The organism is Streptomyces lincolnensis (assembly GCF_021173675.1).
Classification (GTDB): Bacteria; Actinomycetota; Actinomycetes; order Streptomycetales; family Streptomycetaceae; genus Streptomyces; species Streptomyces lincolnensis_B.
The window spans coordinates 484,273-500,270 of the sequence record NZ_JAIHON010000001.1 but is presented as its reverse complement, the minus strand read 5'-3'; the positions used below and the strand labels follow the sequence as shown (position 1 = coordinate 500,270).

The following is a 15,998-nucleotide window of genomic DNA, read 5'->3' as shown; positions in this document are numbered from 1 at the left end:
TCCCGGCCCGGGGTATCCGTAGCCCGGCGGAGGCGGCGGTTGCTGCTGCCACTCGGGCCCCGGCGCCTGCCATTCCGCTCCCGGCGCCTGCCACTGCGACTGCGGCGGAACCGGCGGGGCGGCCGACGGTGCGAGCGACGGCGGAACCGGCGGGGCCGGCGGTACGACCGGTGGTGCGACCGGCGGAACCTCCGGTCCTCCAGGCTCGCTCCCGGGCACTCCAGCCCGGCTCCCGGCCTCCCCCGGCCGCCCCTCGGGCTGCCCGGCCACCCGGTCCGCGGGCTGCCCGCCCGGCTGATCCCCGGCCTGCCCGCCCGGCTGATCCCCGGCCTGCCCACCCGGCCACCCGTCAGCCGGTCCGCCCGCCTGCCCGCCCGGCTGTCTCTCCGGTCCCGGATACCCGTACGACATGCGACCCCCCACGATCCTCGTGCTTGAGAGGGACACGGTAAGCGTCCGGGGCGCCCCGCGGACACCGGGGGTCCCCGGCCGGTGAGCGGGTCCGGGCGGCGGGGCTCTACAGTCCGGTCATGGAACTGCGGCAGCTCACCTACTTCGTGACCGTCGCCGAGGAACTGCACTTCGGGCGGGCGGCCGAGCGGCTGCACATCGTGCAGTCCGGGGTCAGCCAGCAGATCCGGCGGCTGGAGCGGGAGCTGGGCGCCGAACTCTTCGACCGCTCCTCACGCCACGTGCGGCTCACCGCGGCGGGCGAGCGGCTGCTGCCCGAGGCGCGGGCCGTGCTGGCGGCGGTCGACCGGGCCCGTGCCGCCGTCGCCCCGCCGCCGGGGCTGAGGATCGGGACGAGCACCGGGCTCGGGGAGCATCTGGACCGCGTGCTGGCCGCGTTCGCGCGGCGCGCGCCCGGCGTGTCCGTGGAACTGCACTCCCTGCCGGTCGCCGAGCGGCTGGCCCGGGTCGCGGGCGGGCGGCTGGACGCCGCGTTCGTCCGGGGCGTCGAACCGGTGCAGGGCGTCCGGGTGCTGCCCCTGTGGCCCGACCCCCTGGTGGTCGCCCTCCCGGCCACGCACCCGCTCGCCGCCCGGACGGAGATCGGTGTAGGGGACCTCGCCGGACTCCCGCTGACCCTCACGGAGCGGCGTGCCAACCCCGCCCTCGTGGACCTGGTCGTCGGTGCCTGCCGGGAGGCGGGCTTCGAACCCCTGCCGGGCCCGGCCAACAGCTCGCTCCAGGACACCCTCGCCACCATCGGTACCCGCCCCCTGTGGACGGTCGTCTACGCCTCCCACGCGCGCGTGCTGCGCAGCCCCCGCGTGGCCTTCGTACCGTTCCGGGCACCCGGTCTCGCCCTGTCGACGGGACTGGCCGTGCCCGCCTCGGCCACCCCGCCGCATCTGGACACCCTGTTGCTGGCCTGCGCCGATCACGAGAACTGATCGCTGCGGTCGCGGACTGCTTCTTGGTCGCGGACCCGCCACGCGCTGGACTGGACCCACCGAACGCGACCGCCCGACCGACGGGCGCAGCGAGCAAGGGAGTTCAGCCATGCCGATCGTGACCGTCCAGCAGGGCCCGCGCGACATCGAGCTCAAGCGCGAGCTCGTCAAGCGCGTCACCGACGCCTTCGTCGACGCGTACCGCATCCCCGCCGAGACCGTCCAGGTCTGGATCCACGAGGTCCCCGCCGACAGCTGGGGCGCCGAGGGAAAGCTCACCGCGGACAAGTAGCCCGGACGCGGGCGCCCGGGGAGAACACATGGACCACATGGACCACATGGACAGGGGGCGTTGCGGGCCGCTCGTGGAGGCCCGCAACGCCCCCTGGTTACTCACCTGAGAGATACTCAGGAGATCTTCTGGGACTAGGAGTTGACCTGGGTGGTCACCTGGCTGGAGAAGGTGGTCAGCCGGGTGTAGATGCCCGGGTAACCGGCCGCAGCGCAGCCTTCGCCCCAAGAAGTGATCCCTGCCAGGACGCCCCCGATGAGCAGGGGACCGCCGCTGTCGCCCTGGCAGGTGTCGGTGCCGCCGGAGGTGTATCCGGCGCAGACCATGTCGCTCGCGATGAAGTCGGAGCCGTAGGAACTGGCACAGCTGGTGTTCGACACGGTCGGAACGGTCGCCGTGCGCAGCTGGTTGGAGGAGCTGCCGCCCGAGGAGGTGGTGCCCCAGCCGAGGATGCGGGCCGTGGTGCCGGCCGCGTACACGCCGGTCTGGGAGGAGGAGACGTACGAGGCCGTGGTGTACGGCATCGACGTGGACAGGGTCAGCACGGCCACGTCGTCGCCGTTGGTGACGTCCGTGTAGCTCGGGTGGATCCAGATCCTGCTGACCTGGGCGACCGTGCCGTTCGTGCCGTTGAGGTAGGTGCGCCCGCCGACGACTCTGACACTGCTGGTGGTCTCGCCGACCATGCAGTGGGCAGCGGTGACGACCTTGGTGGGCGAGACCAGGGTGCCGCCGCAGAACTGGTTCTGCGAGGCGTCCGTGATCTGCATCATGAACGGGTACGCGGTCGTCGTCGTGGTGGTACCGCCGACGATGGGCTGGGGAGCGGCGACGGCGGAGGGTGCGCCGACCAGCGCGGTCGTGGCGGCGGCAGCGGTGGCGGCCAGGACGGCGGCGGTCTTCTTGGCGCGGTTGAGCCCGAACATGGGTCTCCTCGGTGGGGGTTGCCGGTGGGGGACGCGCGGGTGGGGTTGTGCACGGGGGTCGCGGGACCGACCCCCGTGTGACCGGGCGAGCGGCACGTTCATAAGCTAGAACGCGGCAGTTCCCCCTCCCAATGAGGGAACCCCCTAAGGGAGTTGGGCAGGGAAAACCCTCGGTCGGCCGCCGTCAAACCCCGTGTGAGCAGGAGTAACCTGCCGGAAACACACGGGACTCCGGAGTCCGGGGACCGGGCCGGACGCGACCCGGGCCGGGACTCACTGGGTACGGCGGCCCGCCGCCAGTCTGACGATGTCGACCCGCGATCGGATCCCCAGTTTCCGGTAGACCCTCGTGAGCGTCGCCTCGACCGTCTTGACGCTGATGAACAGACGGGCGGCTATCTCCCGGTTGGTCGCGCCCTCCATGACCAGCGCGGCCACCTGACGTTCCATCGCCGCGAGCCCGGCCAGCGCGTCGAGGGTGTCGAGCGCGGGGGAGGGGTCGACGGCGGGCTCCACCGGCGCCGGGACGGCGGCCGCCTCCACCTGCCGCAGCCAGGGCAGCGCCCGGCAGCGCCGGAACAGCCGCGCGGCCTCGTCGTACGACGTCGGACCCGGCCGCCGGGTGCGCAGGCGGGCCAGCGCGAAGGCGGCCCGGGCCTCCTCCAGGCCGTAGCCCAGTTTGCCGAGCCGGTCCTGTACCGACGTCAACTGGCCCATGGCCGCCTGGTGTTCGCCGCGCGCGGCACGGACCAGCGCCTCGGCCCGGTCCAGCACGGCGAGCATGCCGTCGCGGCCCAGCCGCAGCGCCTGCTCGCGGCTCTGCGCGATGAGGTCCTGCGCCTCGGTGATCTCACCGGTCCTGACGAGGGCCTCGGCGAGGTCGCCGTGCCAGCGGCCGCGGGCCGGGTCGGTGATGCCGAGCCCCTGCTCCAGCTCCCGCACCCGGCGCAGCGACCGGACCGTGCCCGGCGCGTCCCCGGCCACCAGCTGGGCGTGGCCGAGCGCGGCCAGGGCGCGCGAGACGTACATCTGGTCGCTGATGCCCTCGGCGTGCTCCACCGCCTCCTGGGCCAGCGTCAGCGCCCGGTTCACATCGCCGCCGGCCGCCTCCGCGAACGAGGTGAGCAGCGCCGAGGCGACCTCCCCGATCCCGGAGTCCCGGGCCAGCCGGAGGCTCTCGCGGGCCAGGTCCAGGGCCCGCCCGCAGTGTCCGGAGCGCAGTTCGGTCTCGGCGAGCAGGCGCAGGAAGTGCACCTCGCTCTCGACCATGCCGCGTCTGCGCACCTCGCGCAGCAGCGCGGTGACGGCGGTGCGGGCCTCGGCCAGCTGGTCGCTCATCTGGAGCCAGCGGAAGCGGGCCAGGCCCGGTCCGTTGTGGTGGCAGGCCACCTGCGGGTCCTGGGGCTCCTGGAGCGCCCGCTCTATCGTCACGGGGGCGTCGGGGTGGCCCATCAGGGTCTCGGTCTGGGCCTGGAAGGCCAGCGCCAGCAGCTCGGTGCGCCGGTCGCCGGCCCGGGCGGCCAGTTCGGCGGCGTGCGCCGCCTTCTCCCGGCCCTCCGCGAAGTCGCCCTCCACGACCAGACCGCGCCAGGCCAGCTGGTAGTGGACCAGGGCGAGCAGTCCCGGGTCGTCACCGGCGTCGGCCAGGGCCTGCGGGAAGACGGCGTCGACGTCGCCGAGCGCGTGTCCGGCCGACTCGATCACCATGATCCAGGCCCGCACCCGCTCGGCGGGCACGCTGGCCCGGGTGAGCACCTCGCGGGCGATGTCCCGGGCGAGATCCATCTCACCGGCGGTGATCGCGTCCGTGGCGGCCTGCAACCGGCGCTCGTCGGAGCCCGGCACGCTGTCGGCCGGGGTGTGCCGGGCGGCCAGCAGCCCGAGCTGCGCGGCCACCGACGGCGCCCCGCGGTCCCGGGCCAGCGCCGCCGCCTCGGCGAGCCGCGCCGCCACCTCCGGATCCGTGCCGGTGGTCGCCAGCGCCAGGTGCCGGGCGCGCTCGATGGGGTCCGAGGCCGCGGTGGACAGCGCGGCGTGCGCGGCCCGCCGTTCCTGGGCCGGGGCCTCCGCGTACAGCGCGGCCGAGATCAGCGGGTGCGCGAAGCGTACGGCGGGCCCCTCCGGCTCCGTCGCCAGCAGCCCGAGCGCCGCCGCCTGGGCGGTCTCCGCCTCGGCGTTCTTCCGGCCCGCCTCGTGCAGCAGGGCGAGGGTGGGGCGGGCGCCGGCGCTCGCCACCAGCAGGGTGCGGCGCGCCTCGTCCGACAGCATGTCCAGCCGTTTGAGCACCAGGGCCCGCAGCGAGGTGGGCACGTGCAGCGGCTCGCCCGGCCGGGGCGGGGTCGGGTTCTCGGCCAGCGCGCGGCCCAGTTCCAGGGCGAACAGCGGGTTGCCGCCGCTGGTGCGGTGGATGTCCCGGACGGTGGAGCGGGGCAGGCCGGTGTAGCCGCGGTGGGTCAGCAGCTCCGACACCTGGGTGCGGGAGAGCGGGTTGAGCCGGACCGCGAGGGAGTCCGGGGGCAACGCGCGTAGATGTCGGTCGTACTCCTGGCCCTCTGTCCGCACCGCGCACAGCAGCTGCACGGGCGTGTCGCCGAGGCGGCGGGCGGCGAACCCGAGGAGTTCCGCGCTCGCCGGGTCCAGCCACTGCTGGTCGTCCGCGACGATCAGGACGGGGCCCTCGGCGGCCAGCGCGCGCAGCACGGACAGCACGGCCAGGCGCAGCGCCAGCCCGTCGCGCTGGAGGGTGGACTCGCCGCGGCCGGTGAGCGCCGACTCCAGGGCGGTGCGCTGGGCCGCGGGCAGCCGTCCGGACACCTCGTCGGCGACCAGTCCGAAGAGGTCGGCGAGCGCCAGGAAGGGGAGGTGGGATTCGGACTCGGTCGCCGAGCAGCGCAACACCGTGCGGGCCGCGCCGGCGTAATCGGCCGCCAATGTCCGCAGGATCGTCGACTTTCCTATTCCGGCCGGGCCGTGCAGCAGCACGCTGCCGCCGCCGAGGAGCTGCTCGCGCGCCGCGCCGAACAGCTCCTCCCGGCCGATGACCAGGTCGGGGCGGCTTCGGGCAGGCTCCTGGAAGTCCCGTCGCAGGGTCACCGCTCCCCTCCAAGTGTCGTGTCCTGGCCAATATTAGGCAACGGGCTTTGGAATTCGGCCGAACGTGGTGGTGAGGGAAATAACAACATGGTCGCGGGGGGAAATTCGGCCCGGGGCGCCATGAATGGAAGATCGGCGGGGCCTACGGCAACCACCCCGCCCGACGCGCGGCCACGACGGCCTCCCCACGGGTACGGGAACCGAGCTTGCGCATGGCCGAGCGCAGGTAGCCCTTGACCGTCTCGGCGGTCACGCCCAGGCGCTCGGCGGTCACCGCGTTCGTGGCCCCCGCCGCCACACAGGCCAGCACATCGACCTCGCGGGCCGTCAGACGTACGTCCGCCGGCGGCCCGGCGCGCCCGGTCCGGCCCGGCTGTCCGGGCCGCGTGGCCAGCAGCCCGCACGCGGCGAGCAGCTCGGCCCGCAGCGCCTCGTCCGTGATCCGCGGCGCCAGCGCCCGCAGTGCCGCGTGCGCCTCCCGGACCTGCTCCCACCCGGCCGCCTCCCGGGGGCCCGGCGCCGGCTCGGGCCGGGCGGCCGCCAGCAGCTCCCGGATCTCGTCCGCCACCACCAGCGCCTGCTCCACGTCCCGGGCGGCCGCCACCGCCGCGCTCAGCATGCGGTCGCCGAGCGGCCGGGCGTCGCGCAGGGCGCCGTAGAGCACCCCGCGCACCCGCCGTCGTACGACGACGGGGACCGCCAGCACCGAGCGCAGGCCCTCCGCGGCGACGGCGGCGTCGTATTCGTGGCTGATCTGCCGTGAGGCGGAGTAGTCCGCGACCGCGCACGGGCGGGCGAGGGCGACGGCCTTGCCGCCGAGGCCGTAGCCGGAGGTGATCGCCAGGGCGCTCAGCGCGGCCGTGGCGGTGCCGTTGAGTTCGCTGATGCGCATGTGCCGGCGGCCCGGCTCCACCAGGCCGCCGAAGGCCACCGGGAGCCCGGTCGAGCGGCGCAGCCGTACCAGCGCGTTCCGGATCTCCGCCGAGGGGGACATCTGTGCTGCCACGTACTCGCCCTTTCGCTGCGGCACACACCCCCGTTCGGGGGTAGTGAGACCTGCATCACGGATTACACGATGGCATGGAGCCGCCCGGCAATGGTGCCGGCATCAAGGAGGACGAACGGATGACGACGGCGACGGAGCTCTTCCGCAGCGCGCGTGACTTCCTGCTGGAACACCGCGAGGACTACACCACGGCCTACGAGGGCTTCACCTGGCCGCGGCCCGCGCACTTCAACTGGGCGCTCGACTGGTTCGACGTGATCGCGGACGGCAACGACCGGACCGCCCTGCACATCGTCGAGGAGGACGGCTCGGAGATCCGGCTCTCCTTCGCCGACCTGTCCGAACGTTCCAACCGGGTCGCCAACCTGCTGCGCGAGCGCGGGGTCGGGGCGGAGGACCGGATCCTGGTCATGCTGGGCAACCAGGCCGAGCTGTGGGAGACGGCGCTCGCCGCGATGAAGCTGCGGGCCGTCGTCATCCCGGCCACCCCGCTGCTCGGCCCCGCCGACCTGCGCGACCGGGTGGAGCGCGGACAGGTGCGGCACGTCCTGGTCCGCGCCGAGGACGCCGCGAAGTTCGACGACGTGCCCGGTGACTACACGCGCACCGCCGTCGGCGGCCTCCAGGAGGGCTGGCAGCCCTACGAGGACGCCTACGCCGCCTCCGCCGAGTTCCTGCCCGACGGCCCGACCCTGGCCGACGACCCCCTGATGCTGTACTTCACCTCCGGTACGACCGCCCGCCCCAAGCTGGTCGAGCACACCCACGTGTCCTACCCGATCGGGCACCTGGCGACGATGTACTGGATCGGTCTGAAGCCGGGGGACGTGCACCTGAACATCTCCTCGCCCGGTTGGGCCAAGCACGCCTGGTCCAACCTGTTCGCCCCCTGGAACGCCGAGGCGACCGTCTTCGTCCACAACTACACCCGCTTCGACCCGGCCCGGCTGATGGCCGAGATGGACCGCGCGGGGGTGACCACGTTCTGTGCCCCGCCGACGGTGTGGCGCATGCTCATCCAGGCCGACCTGACCCAGCTGCGCACCCCGCCGCGCGAGGTGGTCGCCGCCGGTGAGCCGCTCAACCCCGAGGTCATCGAGCAGGTCCGCCGGTCCTGGGGCGTCACGATCCGGGACGGCTTCGGCCAGACCGAGACCGCCGTCCAGGTCTCCAACAGCCCCGGCCAGGAACTGAAGACCGGCTCCATGGGCCGCCCCAGCCCCGGTTACCGGGTGGAGCTCCTCGACCCGGTCTCGGGGGCGCCCGGCGCGGCCGAGGGCGAGATCGCGCTCGACCTGTCCACCCGGCCCGTCGGCCTGATGACCGGCTACCACGGCGACCCCGACCGTTCGGCGGAGGCGATGGCGGGCGGCTACTACCGCACCGGCGACATCGGCAGCCGGGACGAAGACGGTTATGTCGTGTATGTCGGTCGGGCCGACGATGTCTTCAAGGCCTCCGACTACAAGATCAGCCCCTTCGAGCTGGAGAGCGCCCTGCTGGAGCACGCGGCGGTGGCCGAGGCGGCCGTCGTGCCCGCGCCCGACGAGCTGCGGCTCGCCGTCCCGAAGGCCTACGTCGTGCTCGCCGAGGGCTGGGAGCCCGGACCCGACACCGCGAAGGTGCTCTTCGAGCACTCCCGCGAGGTCCTCGCCCCCTACAAGCGGATCCGCCGCCTGGAGTTCGGCGGCCTGCCCAAGACCGTCTCCGGCAAGATCCGCCGCATCGAACTGCGCGAGGCCACGGCCGCCGGCTCGGACGCCGAATACCGCGAGGAGGACTTCCGGTGAACTCCTACACCCACGGGACCGGTACGACACCGCTGCTGGGCGACACCATCGGCGCGAACCTCGACCGGGCGGTCGCCGCCTGGCCGGACCGCGAGGCGCTCGTCGACGTGCCCTCCGGGCGGCGCTGGACCTACGCGCGGTTCTCCGCCGACGTCGACGCGTTGGCGTACGCACTGCTCGCGAGCGGGGTCGTCAAGGGCGACCGGGTGGGCATCTGGGCGATCAACTGCCCCGAGTGGGTGCTCGTCCAGTACGCCACCGCCCGCATCGGCGCGGTCATGGTGAACATCAACCCGGCCTACCGCACCCACGAGGTCGAGTACGTCCTCAACCAGGCCGGTGTCTCCCTGCTGTTCGCCTCCCTCGGCCACAAGACGAGCGACTACCGGGCGATGGTCGAGCAAGTGCGGGGCAGGTGCCCGAAGTTGAGGGAGACCGTGTACATCGGGGACCCCGGCTGGGAGGCGTTCCTGTCCCGGGGCACACCGGTGCCGTACGAGGAACTGTCCTGCGACGACCCCATCAACATCCAGTACACCTCGGGCACGACGGGCTTCCCCAAGGGGGCCACGCTCTCCCACCACAACATCCTCAACAACGGTTACTTCGTGGGGGAGTTGGTCGCCTACGACGAGCAGGACCGGATCTGCGTCCCCGTCCCCTTCTACCACTGCTTCGGCATGGTGATGGGGAACCTGGCCGCCACCTCGCACGGCGCCTGCGTGGTCATCCCGGCCCCGTCCTTCGAACCCGCGGCCACCCTGCGGGCGGTCCAGCAGGAACGCTGCACCTCCCTGTACGGCGTCCCGACCATGTTCATCGCCGAGCTGAACCTGCCCGACTTCGCGACGTACGACCTGTCCTCCCTGCGCACCGGCATCATGGCGGGCTCGCCCTGTCCGGTGGAGGTGATGAAGCGGGTGGTCGCCGAGATGCACATGGCGGAGGTCTCCATCTGCTACGGCATGACCGAGACGTCCCCGGTGTCCCTGCAGACCCGGCGGGACGACGACCTGGAACACCGCACCGCCACGGTCGGCCGCGTCCTGCCGCACATCGAGGTCAAGATCGTCGACCCGGCCACCGGGGCCACCCAACCACGCGGTACCGCGGGCGAGTTGTGCACCCGGGGCTACAGCGTGATGCTCGGCTACTGGAACGAGCCCGAGAAGACCGCGGAGGCGGTGGACAGCGGACGGTGGATGCACACCGGTGACCTGGCGGTGATGCGCGAGGACGGTTACGTCGAGATCGTCGGCCGCATCAAGGACATGATCATCCGGGGCGGCGAGAACATCTACCCCCGCGAGATCGAGGAGTTCCTCTACGCCCACCCGAAGATCGCGGACGTCCAGGTCGTCGGCGTCCCTCATGAGCACTACGGCGAGGAGGTCCTCGCCTGCGTCATCCCGCGCGACCCGGCCGACCCGCCCACCCTGGAGGAACTGCGCGCCTTCTGCGAGGGCCGGCTGGCCCACTACAAGGTGCCCAGCCGGCTGCGGATCCTGGAGTCCTTCCCGATGACCGTGTCGGGGAAGATCCGCAAGGTCGAGCTGCGGGAGAGGTACGCGGGGTAGTGGGCGGACGCTAGTCGCCGAGGGGGCGGCGCATGCAGACCCGTGGCCATCTGTCGAGGCCGAGGCTCGCCTCGTGGGCGCGGATGTGGCGCAGGCCGGGGGTGAGGTCGGCCTCGTCCAGGACGCGGAAGCCGAGGCGGGCGTAGTAGGGCGCGTTCCACGGCACCTCGGCGAAGGTGGTCAGGGTGAGCGCCGTGAGGTTCTGCCCGCGCGCGTGATCGGCGGCGTACGCGAGCAGGGCCCGGCCCACGCCCCGCCGGGCGGCATCGGGGTGGACCGACACCTGCTCGACGTGGAAGGCGCCGTCCACGGGCTCCCCCATCAGATAGGCGACGGGCCGGTCCCCCTCGTCGACCGCGACCCACAGCCGCTCCGCCCGGCGGAACCCCTCCAGCACGTCCGCCCCGGGCGGCTCGTCGTCGGCGACCGCCCCCATCCCGAGCCCCCGGAACGCCGCCCCCGCGGCCCGCTCGATCTCCCGGACCACCTCGAACTCGTCGACGGCCCCACCGCGAATACGCACCCACCGAGTCTGATCCCCCGGCCCCGCCGAGGGCGAGCCGATTTCCGCCCCGCGCGTGCCCGGCACTCGGCCTTCCGCCGGTGCCGGTCTCCGGCCGCGACCGGCCTTCCCCACCCTGGGGTACGAGGCCGTCAGGCCTGTGCCCCCGTCGCGTCGAGTTCGTCGGCGAGGGTGTTGACCGGCTGCGGGGTGCCCGTGAGGTCGAGGACGAAGAGGGGGATGCCGAGGGAGTCGGCGCGGTGGCGGGCGGGGTCGGCGTAGCCGGCGAGGGAGAAGTAGACGCAGCGGGAGGACTCGGTCATGGCGGTCAGCCAGAGGCACTCCACGTCCCGCTCGGAGGCGGGGCGCACGGTCGGATCCACCTGGGCCAGCAGACCACGGGCGGCGAGGCCGATGCCCGACGGCGGCCGTTGGTCGGCCCGCCGGATGTCCTGGTAGCCGAGCCACCGCAGATACAGGGCCGCGACGGTGACCGCGTCCCGGGCGGTACGGATCGCGATGGGCTGGAAGGCCCGACGGCGACCGTCACGCCCGGCCCCGGCGGACACGCCGCGCTCGGGCACCGGCCCGGTCTCGGCGGACGCGCCGCGCTCCGGCACCGACCCGGGCTCGACGGAGACATCCCGCTCCGGCACCGCCCCGCTCTCGGCGGACGCATCGCCCTCAGCCGCCACCCCCGTCACGCCGGACGCGTCGGCCACCGCGATCCGCAGGACGGCCCCGCACGTGCAGCCCAGCTCCGGGTACGGCCACTGGTTCTCGCGGGCGCAGGCACCGCACCGGAGGGTGATCCAGCCGTCGTCCCAGGCCCGGTGCGTGACGGTCGTCGGGACGCCCCGGGGGTCCAGTGGTGGCGAGACGGGCGCACCGCACACGCACGGGTAGGGCGGCGCGGCGTAGAGATGCTCGCGGCGGCAGGCCGGGCACCGCACCGGCATGCTCTCGGCCATGGCCCACTCCAGAACCTCGCGTCGGACAGCGACAGCGGCTCCATAGTGCTCTCCCGCGGGCGGCGGCGACAGGAAGTTGCGCCAACGCCACACCACCCGTCGCCGGCCGGCGCCCACTCCCTTGACGCTCCCTGGGCCGCGCCTTACATTGCTTCCAGATAGTAGAAGTTAATTTCCGCGATACGGAAGAAGCTCACCGCAGGGCGCGACGGGAGTGGCACTCCGACAGCCGAAGCAGGAGTACTCGATGGCTCGAATGACCGCTGCCCGCGCGGCAGTTGAGATCCTCAAGCGCGAGGGCGTCACGGACGCGTTCGGCGTCCCGGGCGCGGCGATCAACCCCTTCTACGCGGCGCTCAAGGCCTCCGGCGGCATCCACCACACCCTCGCCCGGCACGTCGAGGGCGCCTCCCACATGGCCGAGGGCTACACCCGCACCCACCCGGGCAACATCGGCGTCTGCATCGGCACCTCGGGCCCGGCCGGCACCGACATGATCACCGGCCTGTACTCCGCGACCGGTGACTCCGTCCCGATCCTGTGCATCACGGGCCAGGCCCCGACCGCCGTGATCCACAAGGAGGACTTCCAGGCCGTCGACATCGCGTCCATCGCCACCCCGGTCACGAAGATGGCGGTGACCGTCCTGGAGGCCGCCCAGGTCCCCGGCGTCTTCCAGCAGGCCTTCCATCTGATGCGCTCCGGCCGTCCCGGTCCGGTCCTGATCGACCTGCCGATCGACGTCCAGCTCACGGAGATCGAGTTCGACCCGGAGACCTACGAGCCGCTCCCGGCCTACCGGCCCGCCGCGACCCGCGCCCAGATCGAGAAGGCGCTCCGGCTCCTCAACGAGTCCGAGCGGCCGCTGATCGTCGCCGGCGGCGGTGTCATCAACGCCGACGCCTGCGAACTCCTCGTGGAGTTCGCCGAGTTGACCGGCATCCCGGTCGTGCCGACCCTGATGGGCTGGGGCGTCCTGCCCGACGACCACGAACTGAACGCCGGCATGGTCGGCCTCCAGACCTCGCACCGCTACGGCAACGCCACCTTCCTGGAGTCCGACTTCGTCCTCGGCATCGGCAACCGCTGGGCCAACCGCCACACCGGCAGGCTCGACGTCTACACGGCCGGCCGGACCTTCGTCCACATCGACATCGAGCCCACCCAGATCGGCAAGATCTTCGCCCCCGACTTCGGCATCACCTCGGACGCGAAGGCCGCCCTCACGCTCCTCGTCGAGGTGGCGCGGGAGTCGAGGGCCGCGGGCAGGCTGCCCGACCGCTCCGACTGGGCCGCCGCCGCGCAGGAGAAGAAGGCCACCCTCCAGCGCCGTACGCACTTCGACGACATCCCGATCAAGCCGCAGCGCGTCTACGAGGAGATGAACAAGGCCTTCGGCCCCGAGACCCGGTACGTCTCCACCATCGGCCTCTCGCAGATCGCCGGCGCCCAGATGCTGCACGTCTACCGGCCGCGCCACTGGATCAACTGCGGTCAGGCGGGCCCGCTCGGCTGGACCGTCCCGGCCGCGCTGGGCGTCGCCACGGCGGACCCGGACGCGCAGGTCGTGGCCCTCTCCGGCGACTACGACTTCCAGTTCATGATCGAGGAGCTGGCCGTCGGCGCGCAGCACAAGATCCCGTACGTCCATGTCCTCGTCAACAACTCCTACCTCGGCCTGATCCGCCAGGCGCAGCGGGCGTTCGACATCGACTTCCAGGTCAACCTGGAGTTCGAGAACATCAACTCGCCCGAACTGGGCGTCTACGGCGTCGACCACGTCAAGGTCGCCGAGGGCCTGGGCTGCAAGGCGATCCGGGTGACCGACCCGAACGAACTGGGCGCCGCCTTCGAGCAGGCGAAGAAGCTCGCCGCCGAGTTCCGGGTGCCGGTCGTGGTGGAGGCGATCCTGGAGCGCGTCACCAACATCTCGATGTCGACCACCAACGACATCGGCAACGTCGTGGAGTTCGAGGAGATCGCCACCGAGCCGGGGCACGCCCCGACCTCGATCAGGACGCTGAAGGTCTGACGCGCCCGGTGACTTCATCGAAGGGGCGGCCCGCCGGAGGGAGGGCCGCCCCTTCGGCATGCCCCGGCGGGGTTCAGTCCGAGACGGCCCCGCAGGAGTACGGCGAGCGCGCGGAGTGCCATGGGAGACCGCTGTCCGCCACCTCGACGCGGGCGATCAGTCCGGCCCGCAGGGCGAAGCGACCCGAGAGGACGCGCAGGGCGGGCTCGCCGTGCAGGGCCACCGCCGAGACGATGTCGTCCGCCGACAGACCCTTGCGGTCGCGGGGGAGCGGTCGTTCGGCGCACCGGGCGTCGAGCGCGCGTCGCCCGGCGCGGGTCGGGTGGGAGCCGACGCGCCAGACCGGCGCTCATAAGGTCGCGCCGGGAGCTCTTCCTGTGCCTGCCGTGCGCCCGGCACCGCCGCCAAGTCCCGTACGGCCACGGGTTCCTGAAGAAGGGCGAGGACGGCCGCGCACCGGGCGTCGAGCGCGCGTCGCCCGGCGCGGGTCGGGTGGGGCGGAAACCCGCGCCACGGACCGGCGCTCACGAGGTCGCCCCGGAGCTCTTCCTGTGCCTGCCGTGCGCCCGGCACCGCCGCCAAGTCCCGTACGGCCACGGGTTCCTGAAGAAGGGCGAGGACGGCCGCGCACCGGGCGTCGAGCGCGCGTCGCCCGGCGCGGGTCGGGTGGGGCGGAAACCCGCGCCACGGACCGGCGCTCACGAGGTCGCCCCGGAGCTCTCCCAGCGCCCGCCGTACGCCCGGCACCGCCGCCAAGTCCCGTACGGCCACGGGTTCCTGAAGGGCGGCGAGGACGGCCGCGCACAGGGCGGGCAGGGTCTGCCCCGCGCCCACGGGCTCCCCCGATGCCCGTACCGTGCCCGGTCGGCCGGCGTCGGCGACGCCCCGCAGACGCAGGGCGAGCACGGCGACCGTGACGGCGGCGCGGGGACCGCCCCGCAGCAGCGCGACCGCGCACGGCTCCAGCCGGACCGTCGTACCGCTGTCCATGACACCCCCGGCGTGAGGCCCGCCGCCCCCGTGCCGGCGGGCCCCACGTGACGAGAATGTGCCCTCGGCAGGGGGCGGTTGAAGCCTCGCGACGCCGGTTCAGAGGTTGATTTGAGGGTTCCGTAGGCGGCGTACGCACGGTGGCGTACGTGGGTGGAGGGGCGCCGGGTCCGGAAACGCCCGAGAGCGCCGGATACGGGACCGTTCCGTATCCGGCGCTCTCGGGCCGGTGTGGCGGGGGATGGTGTCGGGACCGCGGCGGCGGCGACGGAACCGCGGGTCCGCCTCCCTCAGGTCGAAGAAGCGGGCCCCGGACCTTCACCACCGCACTGGCTCGCGCGCCGCCGCGGTCCTCACCCTCCCCGCGCCCGGTGCCGGGGGACCACCCCTCATCCGGGTCCCCCCGGCGGCCGGGCGCGGGAAGGGAGTTCGGCCCCGCGCGGGGCGGGGCGTGGGTTTCCGGTCCGCGGCGGGCCTGGGCGCGACATGACAGGTGTCGGCACCGCCGCGGACCGGAAGTCTCGGGTCAGACCGGGGCGCCGGACAGCCGCTCCACGGCGCGCAGCAGCGCCGAGTGGTCCAGGCCCCCGTCGCCCTGCGCGCGCAGGCTCGCGACGAGTTGGGCGACCACGGCGCCCACCGGCAGGGCCGCGCCGACGGTGCGGGCGGCGTCCGTGACGATGCCCATGTCCTTGTGGTGCAGGTCGATCCGGAAGCCCGGCTTGAAGTCGCGCTGGAGGAAGTTGTCCTTCTTGCGCGTCAGCACGGTCGAGCCGGCCAGCCCGCCGCCCAGGACGTCCAGCGCGGCCTTCAGGTTCACGCCCGACTTCTCCAGGAAGACCACGGCCTCCGCGCACGCCTGGATGTTCACGGCGACGATCAGCTGGTTCGCGGCCTTCACGGTCTGGCCCGAGCCGTGCGGACCGCACAGCACGATGGTCCGGCCCAGCGCCTCGAAGATCGGCCGTGCCTCGTCGAAGTCGGCCTGTTCACCGCCGACCATGATGGACAGCACGGCCTCGATCGCGCCCGCCTCACCGCCGGAGACGGGGGCGTCCAGGACCCGGATGCCCTTCGCGGCAGCCGCCTTCGCGAGGTCGACCGAGGTCTGCGGGGTGATCGAGGACATGTCGATCAGCAGGGCGCCGGGGCGGGCATGGGCCAGGATGCCGTCGGGACCGTAGGCGATCGCCTCGACCTGCGGGGAGGCGGGGACCATGGTGATGACGACGTCGGCGTCCCGGACGGCCTCGGCGATCGAGGAGGCCGCGGTGCCGCCGGCGGCGGCCAGGCGGTCCAGCTTGTCCTGTTCCAGGGTGAAGCCGGTGACGTCGTAGCCCGCCTTGATCAGGTTCTCGGACATGGGGGAGCCCATGATGCCGAGGCCTATCCAGGCGATCCGGGGGAGTGTGCTGCTCATGG

At 73.1% G+C, this 15,998-nt stretch carries 13 protein-coding genes; 6 read left to right on the top strand and 7 right to left on the bottom strand.

The window, feature by feature from the left end:
* Positions 1-530 precede the first annotated feature (530 nt).
* Both K4B79_RS02155 and dmpI read left to right on the top strand, forming a co-directional pair.
* The gene (locus K4B79_RS02155; RefSeq protein WP_232024427.1) at positions 531-1,397 is read left to right on the top strand and encodes a LysR family transcriptional regulator; all 867 of its coding nucleotides are present in this window, start codon (positions 531-533) and stop codon (positions 1,395-1,397) included.
* A gap of 109 nt (positions 1,398-1,506) precedes the next feature.
* Positions 1,507-1,689 carry a 4-oxalocrotonate tautomerase DmpI gene (gene dmpI / locus K4B79_RS02150; protein ID WP_232024426.1) on the top strand — a complete coding sequence of 61 codons (183 nt, stop codon included), beginning with the start codon at positions 1,507-1,509 and terminating at the stop codon, positions 1,687-1,689.
* A 134-nt stretch (positions 1,690-1,823) separates the two neighbouring features.
* Here dmpI and K4B79_RS02145 read toward each other — a convergent pair whose 3' ends face one another.
* The 3 genes from K4B79_RS02145 to K4B79_RS02135 all read right to left on the bottom strand — a co-directional run bounded on the left by K4B79_RS02145 (position 1,824) and on the right by K4B79_RS02135 (position 6,702).
* Positions 1,824-2,615: a S1 family peptidase gene (locus K4B79_RS02145; RefSeq protein ID WP_232024425.1), complete on the bottom strand. Its 792-nt coding sequence runs from the start codon at positions 2,613-2,615 to the stop codon at positions 1,824-1,826.
* Between the two features lie 273 nt (positions 2,616-2,888).
* On the bottom strand, positions 2,889-5,708 hold the full coding sequence (locus K4B79_RS02140; RefSeq protein ID WP_232024424.1) for an ATP-binding protein: 2,820 nt from the start codon (positions 5,706-5,708) through the stop codon (positions 2,889-2,891).
* Between the two features lie 142 nt (positions 5,709-5,850).
* Entirely contained in the window at positions 5,851-6,702 is an 852-nt protein-coding gene (locus K4B79_RS02135) for a helix-turn-helix transcriptional regulator (RefSeq protein ID WP_232024745.1), read from the bottom strand.
* A 131-nt stretch (positions 6,703-6,833) separates the two neighbouring features.
* Here K4B79_RS02135 and K4B79_RS02130 point away from each other — a divergent pair, with 131 nt between their 5' ends.
* Both K4B79_RS02130 and K4B79_RS02125 read left to right on the top strand, forming a co-directional pair.
* A complete protein-coding gene (locus K4B79_RS02130; protein ID WP_232024423.1) occupies positions 6,834-8,504 on the top strand; it encodes an AMP-binding protein in 1,671 nt (556 codons plus the stop codon).
* The gene (locus K4B79_RS02125; protein WP_232024422.1) at positions 8,501-10,081 is read left to right on the top strand and encodes an AMP-binding protein; all 1,581 of its coding nucleotides are present in this window, start codon (positions 8,501-8,503) and stop codon (positions 10,079-10,081) included. Before K4B79_RS02130 ends, K4B79_RS02125 begins: the two co-directional genes overlap by 4 nt.
* Positions 10,082-10,091: 10 nt before the next feature.
* Here K4B79_RS02125 and K4B79_RS02120 read toward each other — a convergent pair whose 3' ends face one another.
* Together K4B79_RS02120 and K4B79_RS02115 are read right to left on the bottom strand one after the other, a co-directional pair.
* Positions 10,092-10,604: a GNAT family N-acetyltransferase gene (locus K4B79_RS02120; RefSeq protein ID WP_232024421.1), complete on the bottom strand. Its 513-nt coding sequence runs from the start codon at positions 10,602-10,604 to the stop codon at positions 10,092-10,094.
* A 131-nt stretch (positions 10,605-10,735) separates the two neighbouring features.
* Positions 10,736-11,554 carry a hypothetical protein gene (locus K4B79_RS02115; RefSeq protein ID WP_232024420.1) on the bottom strand — a complete coding sequence of 273 codons (819 nt, stop codon included), beginning with the start codon at positions 11,552-11,554 and terminating at the stop codon, positions 10,736-10,738.
* 247 nt (positions 11,555-11,801) lie between these two features.
* Here K4B79_RS02115 and gcl point away from each other — a divergent pair, with 247 nt between their 5' ends.
* Complete coding sequence (gene gcl, locus K4B79_RS02110; protein WP_232024419.1) at positions 11,802-13,586, top strand: glyoxylate carboligase; 1,785 nt, start codon at positions 11,802-11,804, stop codon at positions 13,584-13,586.
* A 73-nt stretch (positions 13,587-13,659) separates the two neighbouring features.
* Here gcl and K4B79_RS02105 read toward each other — a convergent pair whose 3' ends face one another.
* Entirely contained in the window at positions 13,660-13,809 is a 150-nt protein-coding gene (locus K4B79_RS02105) for a hypothetical protein (RefSeq protein WP_232024418.1), read from the bottom strand.
* Between the two features lie 269 nt (positions 13,810-14,078).
* On the opposite strand from K4B79_RS02105, the gene K4B79_RS02100 reads away from it, so the two are divergent.
* Positions 14,079-14,627 carry a hypothetical protein gene (locus K4B79_RS02100; RefSeq protein WP_232024417.1) on the top strand — a complete coding sequence of 183 codons (549 nt, stop codon included), beginning with the start codon at positions 14,079-14,081 and terminating at the stop codon, positions 14,625-14,627.
* Between the two features lie 475 nt (positions 14,628-15,102).
* Here K4B79_RS02100 and K4B79_RS02095 read toward each other — a convergent pair whose 3' ends face one another.
* Complete coding sequence (locus K4B79_RS02095; RefSeq protein ID WP_232024416.1) at positions 15,103-15,996, bottom strand: 2-hydroxy-3-oxopropionate reductase; 894 nt, start codon at positions 15,994-15,996, stop codon at positions 15,103-15,105.
* Between the last annotated feature and the right edge of the window lie 2 nt (positions 15,997-15,998).

Excerpts from the sequence above, each read along its gene's own strand:
- K4B79_RS02130 (WP_232024423.1), top strand. The coding sequence starts at position 6,834 with ATGACGACGGCGACGGAGCTCTTCCGCAGCGCGCGTGACTTCCTGCTG.
- K4B79_RS02145 (WP_232024425.1), bottom strand. The coding sequence starts at position 2,615 with ATGTTCGGGCTCAACCGCGCCAAGAAGACCGCCGCCGTCCTGGCCGCC.
- K4B79_RS02135 (WP_232024745.1), bottom strand. The coding sequence starts at position 6,702 with ATGTCCCCCTCGGCGGAGATCCGGAACGCGCTGGTACGGCTGCGCCGC.
- K4B79_RS02095 (WP_232024416.1), bottom strand. The coding sequence starts at position 15,996 with ATGAGCAGCACACTCCCCCGGATCGCCTGGATAGGCCTCGGCATCATG.
- dmpI (WP_232024426.1), top strand. The coding sequence starts at position 1,507 with ATGCCGATCGTGACCGTCCAGCAGGGCCCGCGCGACATCGAGCTCAAG.
- K4B79_RS02115 (WP_232024420.1), bottom strand. The coding sequence starts at position 11,554 with ATGGCCGAGAGCATGCCGGTGCGGTGCCCGGCCTGCCGCCGCGAGCAT.
- gcl (WP_232024419.1), top strand. The coding sequence starts at position 11,802 with ATGGCTCGAATGACCGCTGCCCGCGCGGCAGTTGAGATCCTCAAGCGC.
- K4B79_RS02155 (WP_232024427.1), top strand. The coding sequence starts at position 531 with ATGGAACTGCGGCAGCTCACCTACTTCGTGACCGTCGCCGAGGAACTG.